The sequence below is a fragment of the Ilumatobacteraceae bacterium genome (assembly GCA_033344875.1).
Taxonomy (GTDB): Bacteria; Actinomycetota; Acidimicrobiia; order Acidimicrobiales; family Ilumatobacteraceae; genus Ilumatobacter.
The window spans coordinates 2,594,739-2,614,937 of record JAWPMO010000001.1 but is presented as its reverse complement, the minus strand read 5'-3'; the positions used below and the strand labels follow the sequence as shown (position 1 = coordinate 2,614,937).

At 64.7% G+C, this 20,199-nt stretch carries 16 protein-coding genes; 6 read left to right on the top strand and 10 right to left on the bottom strand.

Annotated features, from left to right (window positions below):
* The 3 genes from R8G01_12300 (at position 1) to R8G01_12290 (ending at position 3,734) form a co-directional block, all read left to right on the top strand.
* Positions 1-1,554, top strand: a complete 1,554-nt coding sequence (locus R8G01_12300; protein ID MDW3214776.1) for a serine/threonine-protein kinase — start codon at positions 1-3, stop codon at positions 1,552-1,554.
* Between the two features lie 10 nt (positions 1,555-1,564).
* Positions 1,565-2,635, top strand: a complete 1,071-nt coding sequence (locus tag R8G01_12295) for a hypothetical protein (GenBank protein MDW3214775.1) — start codon at positions 1,565-1,567, stop codon at positions 2,633-2,635.
* A gap of 124 nt (positions 2,636-2,759) precedes the next feature.
* Positions 2,760-3,734, top strand: a complete 975-nt coding sequence (locus R8G01_12290) for an IS481 family transposase (GenBank protein ID MDW3214774.1) — start codon at positions 2,760-2,762, stop codon at positions 3,732-3,734.
* Here the strand turns inward: R8G01_12290 and R8G01_12285 are convergent.
* Entirely contained in the window at positions 3,731-4,882 is a 1,152-nt protein-coding gene (locus tag R8G01_12285) for a tyrosine-type recombinase/integrase (protein MDW3214773.1), read from the bottom strand. The two genes, R8G01_12290 and R8G01_12285, sit on opposite strands and share 4 nt — an antisense overlap.
* A 268-nt stretch (positions 4,883-5,150) precedes the next feature.
* On the opposite strand from R8G01_12285, the gene R8G01_12280 reads away from it, so the two are divergent.
* Both R8G01_12280 and mobF read left to right on the top strand, forming a co-directional pair.
* Positions 5,151-5,486, top strand: coding sequence for a helix-turn-helix domain-containing protein (locus R8G01_12280; protein MDW3214772.1), 336 nt, complete (start codon positions 5,151-5,153; stop codon positions 5,484-5,486).
* A gap of 91 nt (positions 5,487-5,577) precedes the next feature.
* Positions 5,578-8,346, top strand: a complete 2,769-nt coding sequence (gene mobF, locus R8G01_12275) for a MobF family relaxase (protein MDW3214771.1) — start codon at positions 5,578-5,580, stop codon at positions 8,344-8,346.
* Positions 8,347-8,669: 323 nt separating this feature from the next.
* Here the strand turns inward: mobF and R8G01_12270 are convergent, their stop codons facing one another.
* The 6 genes from R8G01_12270 to R8G01_12245 form a co-directional block, all read right to left on the bottom strand.
* Complete coding sequence (locus R8G01_12270; GenBank protein MDW3214770.1) at positions 8,670-9,182, bottom strand: DUF4429 domain-containing protein; 513 nt, start codon at positions 9,180-9,182, stop codon at positions 8,670-8,672.
* Positions 9,183-9,506: 324 nt separating this feature from the next.
* Positions 9,507-10,379, bottom strand: a complete 873-nt coding sequence (locus R8G01_12265) for a hypothetical protein (protein ID MDW3214769.1) — start codon at positions 10,377-10,379, stop codon at positions 9,507-9,509.
* Positions 10,380-10,646: 267 nt separating this feature from the next.
* Positions 10,647-11,978 (bottom strand): hypothetical protein, encoded by a 1,332-nt coding sequence (locus R8G01_12260; GenBank protein MDW3214768.1) that lies wholly within the window; start codon positions 11,976-11,978, stop codon positions 10,647-10,649.
* 219 nt (positions 11,979-12,197) lie between these two features.
* Positions 12,198-13,040 carry a hypothetical protein gene (locus R8G01_12255; GenBank protein ID MDW3214767.1) on the bottom strand — a complete coding sequence of 281 codons (843 nt, stop codon included), beginning with the start codon at positions 13,038-13,040 and terminating at the stop codon, positions 12,198-12,200.
* Between the two features lie 264 nt (positions 13,041-13,304).
* Positions 13,305-13,709 carry a HEPN domain-containing protein gene (locus R8G01_12250; GenBank protein ID MDW3214766.1) on the bottom strand — a complete coding sequence of 135 codons (405 nt, stop codon included), beginning with the start codon at positions 13,707-13,709 and terminating at the stop codon, positions 13,305-13,307.
* A complete protein-coding gene (locus tag R8G01_12245) occupies positions 13,702-14,325 on the bottom strand; it encodes a nucleotidyltransferase domain-containing protein (protein MDW3214765.1) in 624 nt (207 codons plus the stop codon). Before R8G01_12245 ends, R8G01_12250 begins: the two co-directional genes overlap by 8 nt.
* Before the next feature lie 821 nt (positions 14,326-15,146).
* Between R8G01_12245 and R8G01_12240 the strand changes: the two genes are divergently transcribed.
* A complete protein-coding gene (locus R8G01_12240; GenBank protein ID MDW3214764.1) occupies positions 15,147-16,295 on the top strand; it encodes an IS110 family transposase in 1,149 nt (382 codons plus the stop codon).
* A 149-nt stretch (positions 16,296-16,444) separates the two neighbouring features.
* On the opposite strand, the gene R8G01_12235 is transcribed toward R8G01_12240, so the two are convergent.
* Genes R8G01_12235 through R8G01_12225 form a run of 3 tightly spaced genes read right to left on the bottom strand, consistent with a single transcriptional unit; the run spans position 16,445 to position 20,188 of the window.
* Positions 16,445-17,467 carry a hypothetical protein gene (locus R8G01_12235; GenBank protein MDW3214763.1) on the bottom strand — a complete coding sequence of 341 codons (1,023 nt, stop codon included), beginning with the start codon at positions 17,465-17,467 and terminating at the stop codon, positions 16,445-16,447.
* Positions 17,464-19,353 carry a haloalkane dehalogenase gene (locus R8G01_12230; protein ID MDW3214762.1) on the bottom strand — a complete coding sequence of 630 codons (1,890 nt, stop codon included), beginning with the start codon at positions 19,351-19,353 and terminating at the stop codon, positions 17,464-17,466. Before R8G01_12230 ends, R8G01_12235 begins: the two co-directional genes overlap by 4 nt.
* 49 nt (positions 19,354-19,402) lie before the next feature.
* The gene (locus tag R8G01_12225; GenBank protein MDW3214761.1) at positions 19,403-20,188 is read right to left on the bottom strand and encodes an ABC transporter permease subunit; all 786 of its coding nucleotides are present in this window, start codon (positions 20,186-20,188) and stop codon (positions 19,403-19,405) included.
* Positions 20,189-20,199 lie beyond the last annotated feature (11 nt).

Here is a 20,199-nt window from a genome sequence, read left to right as displayed (position 1 = left end):
ATGCGCCTAGGCGGAGCCACCGAGGTTGCTCTAGAACTCGGGATCTCTCGACAGCGCCTTTCGCAGGTTCGAGACCAACCAGGGTTTCCTGATCCGGTCGGCGAGATCGCGGCCGGCGCGATCTGGGACCTTGATCAGGTCGCATTGTGGAGCGGGTCGGGGCTGAGGCGAAGCGCCGGTAGGCCCGCAACCCGACGGCAGCTTTTTTCCGACCGGTACCTGCTGGACAAAGAGCCAATCGGCGACGGCGGATTCGCGGACGTCTACCGGGCCGTCGACCTGAAGCGCCAGGAGGCGGAACCCCATGGGGTTGTCGCGATCAAGCTTCTCCGGGAGCTCGAGGACGTGGAGGTCCGCCGTCGATTCATGAGGGAACTCAGGCTTATCGCTGACTGTTCTCATCCCAACGTCGTGTCGATCTTGGACGACGGAGAGGATGAACTTGGTCGGCTGTGGTACGCCATGCCGTTAGCACAGGGAAGCTTGGACGAGGAGACCGATCGGTTCGTCGGGAACGACGAACGGATCGTCCACGTGCTACGTCAAGTCTGTGCTGGCGTCAAATACGCGCACGACCGCGGCATCTTCCACCGCGACCTGAAGCCTGCGAACGTGCTCAGAGTCGGAACTGACACGTGGGCGATCTCAGACTTTGGTCTAGCGCGAGAGGCCGAGAGAAAGTCGACCGCCCTCACATCGACGCTTCAGGGCGTCGGCACCTACTTCTTCGCCGCCCCTGAGTCATGGCGCGGTGCGAAGTGCGCCACTGCTCCGGCCGATATCTACAGCCTGGGCAAGCTGCTGCAGAATCTGGTCACAGGAGAGGTCCCAATCGAAGTCGACCCACCCGATGGCCTATTCAGGCATGTGATCGCAAAGGCGACGCGTCAGCGAATAGAAGATCGGTACGCGTCCGTCGATGAGTTCGTGGTCGCTGTCGAAAGAGCAGTGTCCTCGCCCGGCAAGTGGCTCTCGCCGGAGGATCGCGCAGCCGGTCTTGAAGAAGCGCTTGCCCTTGAGGTGCCTGCCCCATCTGCACTAGCGGAACTTGTGGACCTCGTGAGCGTCGATGATGGGCGCGAGGTGGTCGCTGCTTTGCGCGGAGCCATCGCCACAATGTCGCACGGAGCTCTTGAGCAATTGTGGAACATGGACAGAGAGGGCTTGGTGCGGGTAGTCGATCGATACGGCGCCTATATCCGGGACGCACAGCTCCCTTTCGGCTTCTGTGACCAAGTCGCCAACTTCTTCGATCGCGTTGTACTGGTCACCAATGATGCAGGAATTCTCGGTACCTCGGTCGGAGCGCTTGTAGAGATGGGCTACGCACACAACCGATGGCACGTAAATAGCGTCGCGGTCGAGGTTCTGCAGCGCATTAGAGAACCCGACCAGGCGGCAGCCGCAGCGGACGCTGTCCGTGGATGCAGCGCTCGAGCCGTGGATGCCACAATCAGCGAGTTCGCCGCCAAGAGTCTTCACCCCGTTGTGCGCGACGCAGTGCTCAAGATGAGGCTTGTGGCTGCCGAAGGTCGCGAGAAGCTGAATAGCTAAAGAGGTGAACGTGTCGGATCTAAAGTACATACCGATCATCGGGGACAAGCAGGCGGAACTTCACGCCCTGGCTAGCCTGCCCGCTCAGTGCCGTACTCTGATGCTGCCCCTCGTGGACCTAAGGAATCCACGTCGGCCCGACAACGCCCGACCGACGTGGACGCCGGAGTCGATACTCACCAAACGTCTGACGGATCCGGCAGACGGCATTCTCGGTTGTTGGGGTTCCGATGAGGAAGTGATGATCGATGGTCGGCAGCTGGACCCTCGGGTCTTCGATTTAAGAACTCATCCGCTCGACTATGCGATGCAGCGGTGCGCAGACGCCGGATTGCGCGTTGTCGTGGTCACGAGCAGGCAGCGCAGCGCTGAATACCGCCAGGCTGCGGCCAGGTGGGTTCGCCATTTTGGCGGAAGGGCGGCCATACGCCTACGAGACCAGGACCTGTTCGCTGGCAACGATGGTGCTGCGGTCCTGCTTCGAGAGTTGGATCTTCCCAAGTCCTCTGTCGACCTGGTCCTGGACCTCCAGCATGTTGACGCCAACAGCACGTTCATGACGTCGAGCACCGCACTTGGATGCATTGAGCGCCTTGCCCCGTTGACGTCCTGGCACTCGGTCTCGCTTGTCGCTGGCTCATTTCCTGCCGAGCTATCGAAGGTGATGGGCTACAACGATCTTGCTGTATTCCCTCGTGCCGAGCGGATGGTTTGGCTCCAGGTCGACGCCGGTCGCAGTGGCAGCGACCAAGTGAGATTCGGCGACTACGGAATCCTCATGGCAGGCGACCAAGATGAAACGCCCTACCCAGGGTCGGCCAATCTGCGATACACCGACACCACTACGTGGTTGGTCAAGCGAGGGTTCAGTCGAAAGAAGGCAGCGTCTGACGACTACGCGAGGCTGTCAGCGGAACTCGTCGAGTTGGATGTGTGGCGTGGCGCGAACCACTGCGAAGGATGCGGCTTTCTTGCGGAGCGCGCCCGAGCGGGACGGGGCGGCAATCCGACGCAGTACCGGCGCGCGGGCTTCATCCATCACTTCACTTCCGTCGCTGAGGAGCTCAGCCCGGCGGCGTGAGCTAGTTGTGATGACCGGGAACGTTGTCCCTGGCGGGATGGGATTGTTGGTCCGCTGAATAGGTGAGCCCTCCGAGCGAGGCTGTGTGTCTTCGACAACGCACACCACTCGCAAGGAGAGCTCGATGGGACACGCTAGAACCCAACACCCGAACGCGTCACTGACACCGCTCGGTCGCCGCAAGATGATTGCCTGTGTGATCGATCGGGGCTGGACGATCGAAGCCACTGCGGAACGGTTCCAGGTCGACGCGAAGACAGTTCGGAAGTGGCGGGACCGGTTCGTCGCCGAAGGGTCGTCGGGTTTGTTGGATCGTTCGTCGCGGCCGCACCGTTCTCCGAGCGCAACACCTGATGATTGTCGGCGGCGGATCATCGAGCTGCGTCAACAGCATCGGTGGGGTGCTGCCCACATCGGGTTCGAGGTTGGTCGGGCCAGTTCCACGGTGCAGAAGATCCTCATCGCCGAGGGTCTTGGCCGGCTCGACTCCGGTGATCGTGCCACCAAGGACTCGGTCGTGCGCTATCAGCGCGATCGGCCCGGTGAGCTGGTCCACGTCGACGTCAAGAAACTCGCTGGCATCCCCGACGGTGGCGGTTGGCGAATCCACGGCAAAGGCAACGCCCCCACGGCGAAACGGTCAACTACCGGTTACAGGTTCCTGCACTCGGCGCTCGATGACCGCACCCGCCTCGTCTACTCCGAGATCCACGCCAACGAACAAGCCGTCACCGCCGTCGCCTTCTGGCACCGAGCGAACACCTGGTTCAACGCTCACGGCATCACCGTCGAACGAGTGCTGACCGACAACGGGTCCTGCTACAAGAGTCACCTGTGGCGAGACACGCTGCTCGCTGCCGGGATCACCCCGAAACGGACACGACCGTTCCGACCCCAGACCAACGGCAAGATCGAACGCTTTCACCGAATCCTGCTCGAGGAATGGGCCTACATCCGCGACTGGCACAGCGACGACGAACGCTCAGTCGAGTACGACCACTTCGTGCACTTCTACAATCACCACCGAGCACACGGCGCACTCGGATGGTCAACACCAATCGACACGCTCAAGGACAACGTCCCCGTCATGCACAGCTAGTCGCCAAACACCGCATTGCCGAAGGCGGCTGCGGCGTCGGCTTGCATGCCGGGGAGGACGTGTTGGTAGACGGTCATCGTGAACGCTGGGCTGCTGTGGCCGAGGCGTTCGCTGACGACTTTCACGGGGACGTTGGCCTTCAACAGGATCGAGGCGTGGGTGTGGCGGAGGTCGTGGAGGCGGATTCGCCGTACGCCGCTCTCGCGTACCAGCCGTTTCCACGACTGCGAGAAGAAGTCGGGGTGGATCGGCTCGCCGTCGGGGCGCGTGAACACGAAACCGTCCTCGTCGCGGCGGCCGGTGCTCATCTGCTGCTCGAGTTGCTGACGGCACCACGATCGCAGCACGGCGACCGTCCGCCGGTCCAGGTCGATCGTGCGGCGACTGTTCATCGTCTTCACGTCGGCGACGCTCGTGCCGTACTCGACCGACAGGATCTGCTGGTCAACGACGAGGCGAGCAGCGTCGAGGTCGACGTTGCGCCACGGCAGACCGAGCACCTCGCCGCGTCGCATGCCGGTGTTGGCGGATAGATAGATCGGCACGAACCACTCGGTGCCCTCGATGCCGGCGAGGAACTCGCGCAGCTCGTCGGCTGACCAGATCGTCATCTCTCGGGATCCACCGACTCGCACCTTCGGGGGGTCAGCCAGGTCGGCGACGTTGCGGGTGACCGTGCCCTTGCGGTGGGCGTCGGCGAGCGCCTTGCGGATGATGCCGTGGATGATCCGCACGGTCTTCGGCGCGAGGCCGCCGCCCTTGCCGTTGCGTCGCCCGTCGAAGAGCAGTTGGGCGTAGAAGGTGTCGAGATCTTCGGGTTGGAGCTTCTGCAGGAGGATGTGGCCGATCCGCGGGTTGATGTGGATGTCGACGTTGTTGCGGTACGACGCGAACGTCGACGGCCGGAGTTGTGCCTTCTTCGTCGGCAACCATCGTTCGGCGAGGTAGTCGCCGAGGGTGACGCGTTCCGGCGATCGGTAGTCGCCGTCGTGCATCCGCTTGACGATCTCGTTCAACACCTTCTCGGCGCCCTTGCGAGTCTCGCCGGCGGCGTACCAGCGGTGTCGTTCCTTGCCGTTCGTCGGGTCGAACCCCTCGTACACAACGGCGTAGTAGCGGTTGCCCTTCTTCGCGATGTGACCCCTCATCGGCTCGGCTCCTGTCGCTTGGTGACGGTTGCTGTCACGTCGTGCACCCTCCGGGCTGTCATCGGCTGACAGCGAGCCGAAGCGCTCCGGCGGTCATCTCGACCGACGACGAACCGAGCGCTCGCGGGCGAGATCGCCAGCGGCATGCAGCGAGCATACGCCTGCTGTCAACCGCGTCGAATTTCCGTAACGGCGAGCCCGAGGGCGGTGCTTTCAGTGAGATGACGCGCTCAATTCGCGGGCTCGTCATCACGAGCGAGACAGCTGCATGCACCACGAGCCACTCCCGGCACCACCCGACTTCCTCACCGTCGAGGAAGCCGCGGCTGTGCTCCGGATCGGGCGCACCGTCGCCTATCGGCTGGCGCGTCAGTACCTCGCCGCCGGCGACGGCGATCTGCCGTGCGAACGCTTCGGCAAGTTGATGCGAGTCCCTCGTGTCCTCCTCGAGCTGAAGCTCGGCGGCCCGATCACGTGGCCGATCCCGACCGCCGCGCCGACGAACGAGACGCCACGGCCTCTCCGACCGCCGGTCCTCGCCGAGCGAGCGACCACTGCGCGCCGCACGCCGCGACCGCAGAACGTTCTTCCCCTCTTCGAGTAGGAGCACCCATGCACAATCACCCAACGTCGAACCCGAACTGCCCAACCAGTACAGACGAGTGCACAGTCGATCTGAGCCGGAGGCGGTCGCGATGACGGTGCGAGTGACGACGCTCAAGGGGATTGACGCGGGCGGCTACTACGTCGACCGACTTCCGAACTACTACCTCGACTCCAGCGAGCCGAGTGGAGTGTGGCTCGGGCGTGGCGCGTCGATGCTCGGGCTGCGCGGTGAGGTCGGCGACGAGGCGTTCCTCGATCTGATGGCCGGTCTCGACCCGAACGATCCGGGCCGAGATCTTGGGCGCAGCTACGGCGACAGCTCGGTGCGCGGGTTCGACGTGACGTGCTCGGCGCCGAAGTCGGTGTCCGTGCTGTTCGCACTCGGTGACGATCGGGTTCGCTACGAGGCGATCGACGCGCACGACAGCTCCGTCGCCGCGCTCGCCGGGTGGATCGAAAGCCACGCGCACACCCGCTACCGGATCGGTGGCGAGGTGGCGGTCGTCGATGCCGAGGGGATCGTGGTCGCTGCGTTCCGGCAGCACACGAGCCGAGCGCTCGACCCACAGCTCCACACACACGTCGTGATCCCGAATCGAGTGAAGTCACCCGACGGGCGATGGCTCGCGCTCGACGCTCGTCTGATCAAGCGCGATCAACGGACGCTGTCGGCGCTGTACCACGCCGCACTTCGATCGGAACTCACGGCCAGGCTCGGCGTGCGTTGGCACGGCCCGGAGAACGGCATCGCCGAGATCGGCGACATGAACGACATTGTCCTCGAGCAGTTCTCGAGCCGGACGGCGAGCATTCGTCAGCGGACCGACGAGAAGCTCGAACGTTTCGTCGCGAACATGGACCGCGACCCGACGCCTCGGGAACGGTGGAAGCTCGAACGCGAAGCGGTACTCGACAGCCGCCCGGGCAAGGGTGTTGCTATCGATGCGGAGTCGCTCCACGACGAGTGGTTCGCTTCGGCGTGCGAACTCGGCTACTCGCCCGACGACATCGTCGACGGCGCCATCGACCAACTGAATGGACGATCGCGACTGGACCCGGAGGAGGTTCGCGACGTCTGTGAGCTCTCGATCGCCGCGCTCACCGACCGACAGTCGAGCTGGCGGCCGACCGAGGTTCATCGCGAGTTGACGGCTGCGCTGCCGACGGATCTCGCGGTCCCGGCCGGCCAGCTCGTGAGTGATCTGGACAGGGTCGCGGTGCAGATCGTCGACACCCGATGTGTTGATATCTCGAAGCCTGTCGCTCCGGGCTCGTTGCTTCGCAAGGACGGTCGCCCGGTCAGCGAGTCAGCCGTCGACCGCGCCTTCACGACCCAAGCGATCCTCGACCAAGAGCACGACCTGCTCGCCTGGGCCGCGACGCGATCTAACAATGACATCGGCCGGGTCGGTCTCGTCGACGAGTCCGACATCGACCTCAATGTGGCGCAGGCCGAGGCCGCCGGTCGGGTCGCCGGACGCGACGATCTCGTGTTGATCGTCGGCCCGGCCGGCACCGGCAAGACAACGGCGCTGCGGCCAGCGGTTTCGGCATTGAGGCGAGCGGGTCGTCCGGTGTTCGGGATCGCTCCTTCGGCGGTGGCCGCCGAGGTACTCGAACACGAGACCGGAGTCGCGGCCGACACGATCGACAAGCTTTTGATCGAGCATCGACTCGACCGGCCACCCGATCACCGCTACGACCTACCAGCAGGAACGACGTTGATCGTCGACGAGGCCGGCATGGTTCCCACACCCAAGCTCGACGAGCTGGCCCGACTGGCGGACCGTCGCCACTGGCGCGTTGCGTTGGTCGGCGACCCGTTGCAATTCTCGGCGGTCGGTCGAGGCGGCATGTTCGAGCTGCTGATCGAATCGTGCGGCGCCGTCGAACTCGAACGAGTCCACCGATTCGACAACGAATGGGAACGCGACGCAAGCCTGCGGCTGCGCCGATCAGACGTCGACGTCGCCGACCTGTACGACAAGCACGGGCGACTCCACGGCGGCTCACCGCAACGGATGCGACAGATGGCCGTCGACCGCTGGTGGGACGAACGCCAAGCCGGCCAGACCCCGCTACTGATGACGCCGACCAACGAGATCGTCGACCACCTCAACCAACTCTGCCAACGCCGCCGAATCCTCGCCCGCGAGATCGACGCGACAAGTCGCGGCGTCAGCGTCGGGACGAACGCGATCTTCGTCGGTGACGAGGTGGCGACTCGACAGAACGATCGACGTCTACTCACAGACCGAGGCGAGATGGTCCGCAACCGCGCCGAGTGGACGGTTGTCGCAGTCCACCGCGATCGCTCGATCACCGTGGAGGGACGAAACGGAACCGCCCGCCTGCCGTACGAGTACGTGACCGAACACGTCGATCTCGCCTACGCGCGAACTGGCGCAGGTGCCCAAGGCCGAACCGTCGACGCCGGCATCCTGTACCTCGACAGCCCGACCGACGTGAGGAATCTGTACGTCCCCATGACGAGAGGCAGAAAGTCGAACGAAGCCTTCGTCGCGACGAGCGGCGAAATCACCGCCCTCGACGTCATCACCCAATCGATCGCAACCGACTGGATCGACCGCCCCGCCCTCGCCCGCCAAGCCGAACTGAGCGGAGATGCAAGCACTCATGGTTTCGGCGATGAACCTGCGCTAGGACTCCAACCCCAGATTTCCGAGGCGCCGCCCTCGGGGGAGCGACCAGGCGAAGACGCCGATCCGTCCGTGCCGGCAGAACCGGAGCTACCAGACCGTTTCGCCGCATCGCGGAGGATCCTCGACCAGTGGTCCCGAATGAGGCAGACAGCGGATGGACCGCGGCCGCCCGACATCCCACTACCGGGCAGGTAGCTGACGACTCCGTCACCCGTTCAGTCGTCGTCGCCGACGTGCTCGCGGCGAGTTAGACAAGTTGCCCTGTCACAGGCCGGCACTTCAGGGACAGCGGTACAGCGGCTAGCCGACCGAATTGCCTGCCCCACCGAGCCTCGATCCGTACCAGTCATCAGAAAGACCCCTCCGTGACGACCTCATATTCGGGCGAGGCCCCGGGTGCTGTCCTGCTCGCATCCGCCGTCAGAGGAGGCCGTGGTGCGAGAGTCCTCGGCTGAGAACAAGGAACGGCTGTTGGCTTGCGAGTCCGACCCGGCTCTGCCGGTTGCAGGTGCGGTATCTCAGAGAGACTCAATGATTGCGGCTCGTTTCGCCTCGAACTCCTCAGGTGTTACCAAGCCCTGATCCCGCAGTTGCGTTAGTTGGGCCATTCGCTCAGCGACCGTCGGGGCAGGCGGGGCGGCGGGCGGATCGGGGATGCGAAGTGGAGGGGGAGCCGCCGGGCGCGATGTCTCGGGCGTGGGTTGGTCTCGTGCAGCCTCGATCGCTGCGCGCAGCTTCTCGAACTCGAGCATCTGCTTCCGTGTGAAGAGCACCGAGTTCTCATCGCCTGCTGCGTCGAAGGTCTGTGTGCCAAATGAGCTGCGGGACTCGTTGCCACCAGCAATCGTGAACTGGATGTAGCCATTCACCGCACGTCCGGCGGGCTTCCACTGGACCGCAGTGACAGAGCTAAGCGGGATCTGCTTCTCACCCTTGCCGACGGTCATTCGGCTTAGCGCACCCTTGCGTTTGATCAAGACGGAGCGCCCGTCGAACACGACAATCGAGCCACCATGTCCTTTGACTTCCATGGCCCAGAATACTAGCTAACCCCGGAATGGTCCTGTTTGGCTGGTGGACGCCTGTGCGGTTCGAACCAACACACTCCGTGTGGTGGCGGCTCGGAGCCCTGTCCTCTATCCGAGCCGCGTGCAGATCTCCGTCGGAGCATCTCCATCGTCTAGCACGGGTCGTCGGGCGCCACGTGCCAGGACCGGCGTTCTGGGACAGTGCTCATTCGCCCGGGACCGTACTTCCCGATGCGCGACTCTCCACAGTGCACTCCGTGGGCGTCTCTGAAGTCACTAGGGGCAGGGCGCTGAAGGGCAGTTCGGCGCGCGTCGGCTGCGCAGCAGTCAGCGAAAGTAGGCATCGGGCCATATGGTCGATACCCAGTCGCGAAGCCCACTGTCTCGAATCCCGTGCACAACAACTTGGCGTCCGTCCAACAAGGGTTCGAGGGGCGCCGCGACCCGACGCGCGTCGCTGAATGCGAATAACCGAGGGGCATACACGTGAATCTGTTCACAGCCCGCAATAGCGAGCTCGAGCTCGTCGAGAGCGTCCGCAGTCCAATTCCGATCCATCGAGATACAGCACGGCCGGTCTCCGTCGAAGCCGTCAACCGTGATCACAGACCACTCCGAGCTGCCGTCGTGGCGGTACACAAGGTCCACGAGGCCCTCGGCCACGCGAAGCAGAGCCTCGACAGCGGCGCGCCCGCCGCGTCCAACGGCGCTGGTGATGAGATCTTGGACTCCGAACGGTGGAGCGTTTGATCGAACTGTCACTGCGCCCTCGGTCGATGAGAAGCTAAGTCCGGTAGCTCCGCCGTGCTCAAGGTCATTCTGAGCGACCTCGAAGAGTGCGAGACGGACCGAGTCCGTCAGATCCACGCCCCATACCTCCCTAGCTCCGACGTCCAACAGGAACTCATCAATCTCACTATGGAGTGCAGCTGGGTCTGAGAGCGCCCGGCTGTGTATGAGTAGACCGTGATTGCCGAATGTCGGCGCTCCCAGCTGCATTCGCGCCAGATCCTCAGCCCTGCCGCGCCAAGCGTGCAGCAACTCCTTGCAGAATCGCACCTCGTCGTCGTCCACCAATTTGCCGTGCGTCTGGCAGAGCCAGATCCCGTTGTCGAGCGACCGCCGCTGCGGCCTGGTGAGCGTGGCGTTCCACCGCGCCGACCCCTCCGCCGCACCGGTGATGTGGGCAGCGACACCCACGTTTGAGGTTCCGGTTCGACGCGAGTCAGACGGTCCTACCGTCGGCGCACGACAGAATGGTGCTGAACACCGGTAGCCCACTCGCTTGGCGAGCTGCTCCTTCACGCCTGCAGAGAAGTCGTCGCGAGGCACACGCCTATTGTGGCCCGCCGGACTCACTCGCGCGGAGACGCAGCCGAGCGCTCACTGGTCGGCTCGAATCACGTCGCGGCAGGTGCTCTGAGCGGTGAACGCCATGAGCCGGCGTTCTGGGACAGCCGGCACCGACTAGCGGCCTGAGCGTCGAGGGTCCACCGGTCCACACATCTTGCTACTCGACGTCGTCCGAAGTCTCGACGGCGACCCTTCGGCGTTCTCGACCACCACGCTGGCCGCGGCCACCGGCGTCGGGGCGATCGCGATCTCGATGGACGGCTGTTGGAGTTCGAGAGGTTGCCAGTTGACGCGATCCAGGATTGCCAGTCCTTCGTCCGTCGCCCCGGGAAGACGCCGCACGACGCGAGGGTGCCGGACCTTGGCGGTCCAGCGGTGCTCACCAAGTTGGCTGCACGCTGCCGACGCGCGCTCCCGTAGCGGCTCGATCTCGTTGCGAGATGACTCGATGAAGGTGTGCAGCTCGTCGCGATATGCCTCGAGTGTCTTGTCGTCGGTGACCGTGAAGTGCCAAAGCCGCAGTGCCGAGAACTGGGCCCACGTTCGGGTCGACTCGCTGAGCGCGGCGTGAGCGCTGGTCACTGCGTACACCCTGGATTCAATGTCGTTGAGCCTCGTCTTAACGTTCTTGGCCGCGACCGCTCGTTCCAATTCGGTGACAGCATCTACCAGGCGGCGGCGGTCACCGCGGAGTTGCTTGCGCGCGACGTGACCGATGGTGGCGATTTGCGACCAGTTTGCGGGTGTGAGCTCACCGGCGCGAGTCGCCGTGGTGTAGACCTCACGCAGAACGTCCTGCGCACCGAGGGCCTCGGCATGCCACTGAAGGAGCAGCTCACGGTTCGCTCTGTCGATGCCGTCGGAGATCTTGGTGAGTTGGCGCTCGATTCTGTCGAGCTGCGCCTGCATCGCCATCGCGGAAAGCACGTTGGTCAGCGAGGCTGCGGTGGTGGCAAGGCTGCCGATGTCCTTCAACCTCGTCACGCTTGAGATCTTGCCGTCCTCCCGGAGCACTTTGGCCAAAACCTCGCCCGACTTGCTCTTCATCATTCGCCCGGCGCGGAGGGCTGCAGCCGTCTTATTGTCCACGAGCACCAGCCGACCAGAGAGCTCGGCGAAAGACTCTGCTGCATCGAGCCCGACTCGCAAACCGGTCGCGTAGCGAGCGAGCTGGCGCGGTGCAGTAGCAAGGCTGGGTCCGAATTCTTCGAGTTCGGCGGCCGACCCGAAGAGGTAGACCTCGTTCGGACGGTCTGTCGTCAAGGCGATCACGCCGACGGGTTCGACCTCTGGCACCTCCTCGACGACCGCTCCAGCGCCGCCGACGGGGCCGGGCGGTTGCCCGACAGCGTCCGTGACCGGCCGGCCAGTTCGGGCCAGGACGACGGCGACGAAGACAACCGTCACGACGAGCAGCGCGAGCAGTATCACTACGACGGTGGACACGTCGCCATTATTGCTATGTCGGAGGTGGTCCGAAGGCGGTCCGAAGGCGGTCGGCGGCAAAGCCGGCGCTAGGAGACAGTACGAGGGCAGCGCCCAAGATGTCCGCTCGCAGCGCCAGCTGGGGGACTCCTCCTCGAGGATCTGGCGCTGCTTGAGCGCCAACCGCAGGTGCTGACCACGGTCGCCTGGTTCGTGCAACTTCGGACCAGACGACCGGTATCACGATGGCGCGGGAAGGGCCGGATAGACCTTCCGAAGTTCCCAGTGGGCAATACCCTGTGTGATCTCGTACGAACCTAGGCTCTCACCATCGGCCGCTAGAAGCGACTGGGAAAGCCCTGTGAGCACGGGTTGGAGTTCGGCCAGGGCGAGCCGTGCGCGCTCCGCGCGTTGTACCTTTCGAATCTTCTTGGCGATAACAAAGATTCCGGCCGGGTAGAAGTACACAACCGCTGTCGCCGAGCGCCTTGACTTGAAGACCTTGATATCACTGGCCTCCTCGATCAGTCGCTCCACTTCAGAGCTGAGGTGCTTGTGCGCTTCGGTCCACCAATACCGCGCCTCCGACCGATTGTCGAGAAGGAACTGAACGTACCCGAGTTGGGCCTCGACGACGCCTTGTTCTGCGACGCTTTTCGTGTGCCGCCGAGCGAGCCTGAGTTGCTCCAGCGCGTCCACGAGCAACTCCTTCTGACGCTGGGGATCTTCGCTTCGAGCGGCCTCTTCGACTAGGTCGCGCCCAACCAAGAACGGACCAGTTCGGAGAATCTCGACCTGTTCTTCGATCGACGCCAGAAGCCTGGCCTGCTCATCCTCAATCCCCGCCAACGACTGCAGGACATCGAAACCAACAACGATCATCGGTCCCGGAGAATTCGTCGCAGCTGCGACTGCGGTAAATCGGGCAATGCGAAGCCAGGTTGACGTTGAGAACGGCACCACATCGGATTGCCGGGATGTACCACGGCGCATGAACGACTCACTCTTCTCACGAAAGCGCGTGAAGAAGTCGCCGTCCGTCGAATCACCCTCTGTCGGTTGAGCTTCTGAATTCGCCGGCATTCTGTGCCACCTCGTCGCGCTTCGTGCACCCAGCGACATAGATTAGGCGATCGGACTTGCGGCGTGTTTCGGTGTTTCGCTGGCGATCCGTCCGGTGACCTGTGGGCCGCTGGGACTCGGTGAGGCTCACCCGGCAAATGCTGGCCAGCCGTTCATCCCCGTGGCGGCCAGTACGGATCCTGATGAGACGCAAACAGCCATGTTGGAGCTACCTGTGTCACCTACGTGCCGGTTCAGGACACCCCGAACGAAGCTTGACGCTCACTAGGCACTGGCTGCGACCGATCGGGCGACAGCCACACATCGTTGTGCGCGTTCGACCGCTTGTTTGGCGACGCCAGGGGCGACATCATCAGGCTCGTACTCGGCCTTCGTCTTCAATGGCAGCAACCGTCGAAGCTCCTTCTCGACTCTCGCTCCGTCGGGGCCGGCCTCCCGAAGCAACGCGAGTACCTGACTGTGATCGTCGCCGGCGGCCCGTCTGCCGAGTCGAGCACCACACACGGCATCGGCGGAGTTGATCCCTGCGTGGATGGCCAGGCTGGTCGCAGCGATGTAGCGACCCGCCTCGATCTCGCTCGCGGCAGCGTCGGCGTACTCCTCGGCCTTGCCGGCGTACGCCCGAACCTGTGCGGCCGCGACCGGCTTGGTTCGAAGCGGCTTAGACACGAGCCACCGGATTCAGTTCATCGAGCGCGAGGCCGTGGATGACGACGCCGTCGCGAACCACGTCGCGCCACAGGGTCGATCCACTCTCGAGTCTGGCCGGCATCTGGTCGCGAGCGATCTCCAGGACCTCGACCTCGTTGCCGGTGATCGCGCGAGCTTCGTTGCGCCATTGCTCGATCGCTGCCGCCCAGGCATCGTCGTCGTCGGCGATCTCGTCAGGTCTAACGACGATGACATCGAGGTCACTTTGCTCGTCAGCCTCACCACGCGCGAACGATCCGAACACGATGACGCTGACCGGCGATGGCGCGAGCGCGGTCGCTGAATCAGCGATCTGAGTCAGCGCCCTGTCTCTCGACCTTGCGAGCTGGACGATTGCCTGCGCGGCCACATTCTCACGGATCAGTCGAAACTGCGATGACGGCGGAACCTCGCGTCGCGCGACGAGGCCCAACTCCACGAGTCCTGGCATCACCCGGGATGCCTGGGCGACGCTGATACCAGCGACGCGCGCCAGAGTGCGGAGGTTGAACTCGGCCGTCGCCTCGGCGAGTACGGCGAGCACTCTGCCTTGAGCGCCCGGGATCACCGCCTGCACGGGATGAACGAAGTCCATGATCGACACCATAGTCGGCATCGCTCAATTATGAAACGATTGTTCCCTTTGTGATCTGTGACCGCCTGATAGCAGGGCGGCCCAAGCGCCGATTCTTCTAACGGATCTTCTAACGGACGGCCCGGCTGACGCTGCTATCAACGAACACCAGCTGACACGTCGGTCTCGCGAAACACCAGCTAGATGGCACAAAATGACACGAATCGACACCAGTCGATATGGCCTTTCCACGGCTCATAACCCGAAGGTCGCAGGTTCAAATCCTGCCCCCGCCACCAACGTAATACCAGGTCAGAGGCCCTTTCCGAGTCGAATCTCGGCGAGGGCCTCTTGCCGTTTTCGTGCGTCTGTACAACACGAGCTGTTGTACAGCGCTCGGACGCCACGCGAATCGCAGCCGATCCAGGCGAGCCCTCGGTGCGATTGACACCGTCTACCTGGTGGTTCGCGTCGACGGCTGCTGAGGGGAGCGACATATTGCCCCCGCCACACGGTGACCTTCGGGTCACGAACCCGCGGGTGGGAGGTGCCTCGATCGTCGCAACGAACGCTCTGGTCGAAGCTCGACGAGCCGGCGTCAGGACAGGCGCCTCTTGTCATAGTTGACGGTGATCCGGGGGCTCGGCCAGCCTTTGGGTCGGGGTTCTGGATGGTTCGCTCGGTATTCCGGCTGCCCGACGCGTTGTAGCGCGGCGTGGCTCTGCTTTCGGCTTGCGGCCTGAACCTCGAGACGGGGTCGTGGCTGAAGAGAGGTCTGCACAGCTCAAAGAGGCGTTGCCCTGCTCCGTCGCACAACCTGCAACGAGAGAAGGGAATCTGTGATGTTGAACGAAGTCGTGATCGGTCTCGATCCGCACAAGGTGTCGAACACGATCGTCGTGTTGGAACGCGACGAGACGTTGTTAACGAGACGCCGATTTGTCCATGACGACGACGGCCTGGCCGCGATGTTCGCGGCGGTGGCCGAGTTCCCGAAGCGGGTCTGGGCGGTCGAGGGTGCGAATGGGATGGGCCGCAACATCGCCCAACGGCTTGTCGCCGCGGGTGAGACGGTGATCGATGTGCCGGCGAAGTTGTCGACTCGGGTGAGGGTGTATTCGACCGGGCACGGCACCAAGACCGATCACACCGACGCGGTCGCGATCGCTCGTGCTGCGATCCACTCCAAGCATCTGCGTCGGGTGCAGCCTGACGGTCCGAACGTGGCGTTGAAACTGTTGTCGGATCGACGCACCGAACTCGTGCGGTCACGCACCTCCGCGGTGTGCCGGCTGCACAGGTTCTTGCGCGAACTGATCTCGGGTGGGGCGCGACTGTCGCTATCAGCTGAGCATGCGTTTGACCTGCTCACAGCACTTGAGGTCGACAACGTCGCCGATCAGATGCGGGTTGAGCTCGCGATGGAGTTGATCGACGACATCGCCCGGCTGGATCTGAAGATCGATGAGATCACCAAGCGCATCAACGCCACCGTGAAGGCGTCGGGCACCACGTTGACGCGGGTGTATGGGGTCGGGCCGATCAACGCTGCGTTGATTCTCGGTGAGGTCGAAGACGTCTCCCGTTTCGCCACCCGTGATCACTTCGCGAGCTACTGCGGGACCGCCCCCATCGCAGTGTCATCCGGTGATGTGAACCGGCATCGACTGTCACGTTCCGGGAACCGTCAACTCAACCGAGCCATCCACATGGCTGCGGTCACCCAGATCAGATTCGACACCCCCGGCCGCGACTACTACCGCCGCAAGATCGCCGAAGGCAAGAGCCGCCTCGAAGCACTCCGCTGTCTGAAACGACGTGTGACCGACGCCGTGTGGCGCCAACTCCAAGTCGACCGACAACACGACCAAACCCAAGACGACACCTGGCCACGCCGGCCATCGACACGACAAGGTGAACCGTCGTATCGGTCACCAGCGACACTGCGGATGAACGGCAAGCCGATGCAACCACGACCGACCCCGGTCTAACCTCGGCGTCGGGTTCGGGGTGTGGCCGCAACGAAGAATCAGCCTCGAGGTGCGAGCTGATCACGCGGACGGCACACGCCAACAGACGTCCTCATATGCCCACCCCGAACCCACCTCTTGACAGAGAGGAGCCTCTCTATCCGCTTCCGTCAGGGTTCCCGTCCGAGGGGTTCGACCTGCACACCGTCGAGGACGAGCCGGTAGTGATCGGTGAGGGCGTCGTCGCGGTCGGCGGCAAGGTCGCCGAGGTCAGGGTCGGTCAGGAGCGCGTCGAGATCGGCCTGGTCGGCGAACCACCAGAGGTGGGCCTCGTCCCACTCCCGGCCGTCGCCGATCATCGTGCCCTGCACGTCGTAGGAGCCGAGGGCGATACCCCCGGCGGCGGTCGCCGATGTGGCGAGGCCGTCGAGGTAATCGGTCAGCGGCTCGGGTCGGTCCGCAGTGCCCGTCCCGTCGTAGGAGAAGAGCTCGAACAACGCCACCGGGGCGTCCGCCGCCGGGAGTTCGGCGCCCACCGGGGCGTCGCCGAGTCGGAGCGACGGCATGACGATGGTGGCTGCGACGCCTGCATCCTTGTGCTCGACGCCTTCCTGGAAGGCCGGGTTCTGGGTCATTGCGAGGAACTCCTGGTAGCTCGGGTAGCGCGCGATGGCCACCTGGTCCCAGGTGGGGGTGGCCGGGGCCGCCGGGTCGGTGACCACTCGTCCCTGCAGGGCCGGTCGCATGCCGCCTTCGATGAGCACCCGGACGCCGGTCTGTCCGTAGATGTTGTTGGCCTCCTCGCCGGTGAGGTCGGTTTCGCGTCCGTCGGCGTAGATGGCCTGGTCTCGGAACTCGATCAGGTTGATCATGAAGAACGGACCGTCGTATCCCGACTGGAGCAGCTCCGGCAGGAGGGCGGCATCGAGCTGTCCGAAGCTCGGCTCGTTCGCTGCTGCGCCCGCAGTCGTGGAGGTGATGGTCGCCGGTGTCGCCGTGGTTGCCGGTGTCGCGGTGGTGGACGTGGTGGTCTCCGCGGACTCGGTCGTCGAGGGTGGCGGGTCCACATCGGCGACACCGTCGGCTGTCGCGTCCGGCCCCTCCTGAACGGCGACGTCGTCGGCGGTGGTATCTGAGGCATCGCCGCAGGATGCCGCCAGCACGCCGACGACCAGCGGGATCCACCACCTCACAATCCGCTCACCGGGCCCTGGTAGGAGTCTCGGTTGTCGGTTCGGATGACGAGGGTCGGCACGGGGAGCGTCGTGGTGTAGCCGTCGGGCACGTCGATCTCGGTGATCTCCCATCCGGTCGGCAGCGTCGCCTCGTCGGTCGCTCGCCCGGCGTCGCGTCCGATCCGCACGTAGGTCTCGCCGTCGGGGGAGACCAGCGCGATCACGGTGCTGCCCGGCTCGTAGCTGATCTGGTGGACCTTCTCGACGAGCGAGCCCGCCAGCAGACCCTCGTCGTCGACCGGCACGCCGACCTCGACGACGGTCGCGGAGTGGAACCAGCGGAACCCGAAGTGCTCCTCGTACACGACCTCGTCGGCACCGGGCGAGGCGTCGAACACGCCGCCGTCGACCGATGACTCCCGGGGCTGGTTCTTGATCCAGCCCGCACGGAGCTCGATGGCCTCGAACTGCTCGAGGGTCATCGGATTCGCCGAGACCCACGCACGAAGCGTGCCGTCGTCCATGCGCTCGAGGAGCTCGAACCCAACGCGCTCATCGCCGGCTGCGGTCTCGTCGCCGGTGGCGGTCTCGCCACCGGTTGGGTCGAGTGTGGCGTACCAGTCGACGAGGCGCGTGGCGAGTTCGGTGCCCTGGTCGTCCTGGAGGAAGTGACTGGCCTCGGCGAGGCGGTCGTGGGGCTGGCCTGCGGCGCCCGGGACGTTGTCGATCAGCCGCTGCTGTGCTTCGCACGAGCCGAGCTGGCCCGGGTCGTTGGAGGCCCACAGTGTGAGGAAGGGGTTCTCATAGGTGGTGAGCCCTGCCCACCCCTCGGCCGTGTTCCCACCCAGTTGGTTGGCGAGCGACGGGAAGGACCGTGGTCCGGCCATGTACTCCCGGCTCGGGAAGGGTGCGTCGTAGGCCGCCTCCTCGACCGGGGTGACGTCGTACCAGGTCATGGCCTCGACCACTTCGGAAGCCTCGAACGACTCGGCCGTCATGGCGTAGGCCATCCAGTCGCCGAAGTAGCCCTCGTCGGGCCCGAGCAGCAGTTCGCAGCCGTCGTAGAAGGGGACCTGTTGGGCCGGGACGGCGGCGAATGGCGATTCGATGTCGGCCACTTCGTCCGGGTCCTCGACCGGTGGGAACAGCTCGACACCGGCAGGAACCGGCACCAGGGTGCCGTCGCCCACCGCAATCGTCGCGAACAACTCGGGGTTGGTGCCGGCCACGTTGAGCCCGATGAGACTGCCCCAGTCCTGCACGAACACGTTGATGTCGCGCAACGCCAGTTCGTCGATGAACGCCTCGAGCCGGTCGTTGTGGCCGAGGTAGCTGTACGCCTCGATATCGATTGGCTTGTCGGAGCGGCCCATGCCGAGATGGTCCATGGCGATCACGCGGTAGCCGGCGTCGGCGAGCACCGGGATCATGTCGCGGTACAGGTACGACCACGACGGCTGGCCGTGCAGCAGCAGCACGACCTCGCCGTCGGCTGGCCCCTCGTCGACATAGCCCTGGCGGAGCCCGTCGATCTCCAGGTACTGCGCCTCGTACGGCCAGTCGGGAAGATCGGCGAAGCAGGAGTCCGGGGTACGGACGTAGTCGATTCCGCCTGCGGTCGTCATCACGACCGGATCGGAGTCACACGCCACACCCTCGACGGATTCCGCCTCGCCCGGCTCGGGCTCGCTGACGACCGGCGACGAGGTGCTCGCCTCGACCGGTTCAGGCGGCTCGGTGGCCTGGGGCGCGTCGGTGGTGGCGGGGCTCGAGTCCGTCGCATCGGTGTCGGAAGAGCTGCCTGCGCACGCAGCCAGCAGCAGGGTGATGGCCACTGCCAGCGGGGCGGCGCCGACCGCCCACCGTGGGGAGCGGGCGGTCCGGTGGTGGCGGAAGTTGATCATCAGGAGCTCCATTCTGCGGGGTCGGTGGAGGCGTGCTCGGTCGGTGCGGTCAGTCGGTGATGTCTCGCCGGGCGAAGACGACGGTCAATGTCGTGGTCGCCGCGGCGGCGTAGATCGCGAGGAGTGCGGCGGCGGCGAGGTAGGTGACGTCGGCGGAGCCTCCGGACGTGAACGTGTCGAGCAGGCCGGCAGGTAGCCAATCCCCGGCGTTCTCCCAGACCAGGCGCAGCAGGTTCTCGCCGACCAGGAAGTAGGCGACGCCGGCGGTGATCGCCGTCGACGCGCTGCGAGCGACCACGGCGAACGCCGCACCGAACAGTCCCCAGATGAGTGCGCCGATGGTCAGGTTGGCGTAGGCGGAGAGCGTGGCCGACGCGGACCAGGCGGAGGTGTCGATGTCGGCGCTGCCCGACAGTGCCAGACCGATGACCCCGCCGACGACGGCTGCGGCGGTGACCGCAGCGACGATCACGACCGCCAGCGCGGCGAGCTTCCCGGCCAGGAACCGGATCCGGGCCGGTTGGACGACGAGGAGGACCCGGATCGTCCCGAGCTCGAAATCGCGCGCCACGGACAGCGCACAGAGCGCGAGCGCGATGACTCCGACCATCGAGGAGGCGAGGATCAGGCCACCGAGCACCCCGTCGGCTTCGGCCAACACTGAAGCGGCATCGGCGACCTGGCCCCCGGGCGCCTGGCGCCCGCCCTCCGGTGCCGGGTCGACACCGGTGAACGCGAAGACGGTGACGAGCGCAACGAGCGCAGACATCGCGATCACGCCGACGCGGGTGGTGGAACCGAAGCGGAGGAGTTCGGACCGGAACGAGGTGAGCATGAGAATCCGTT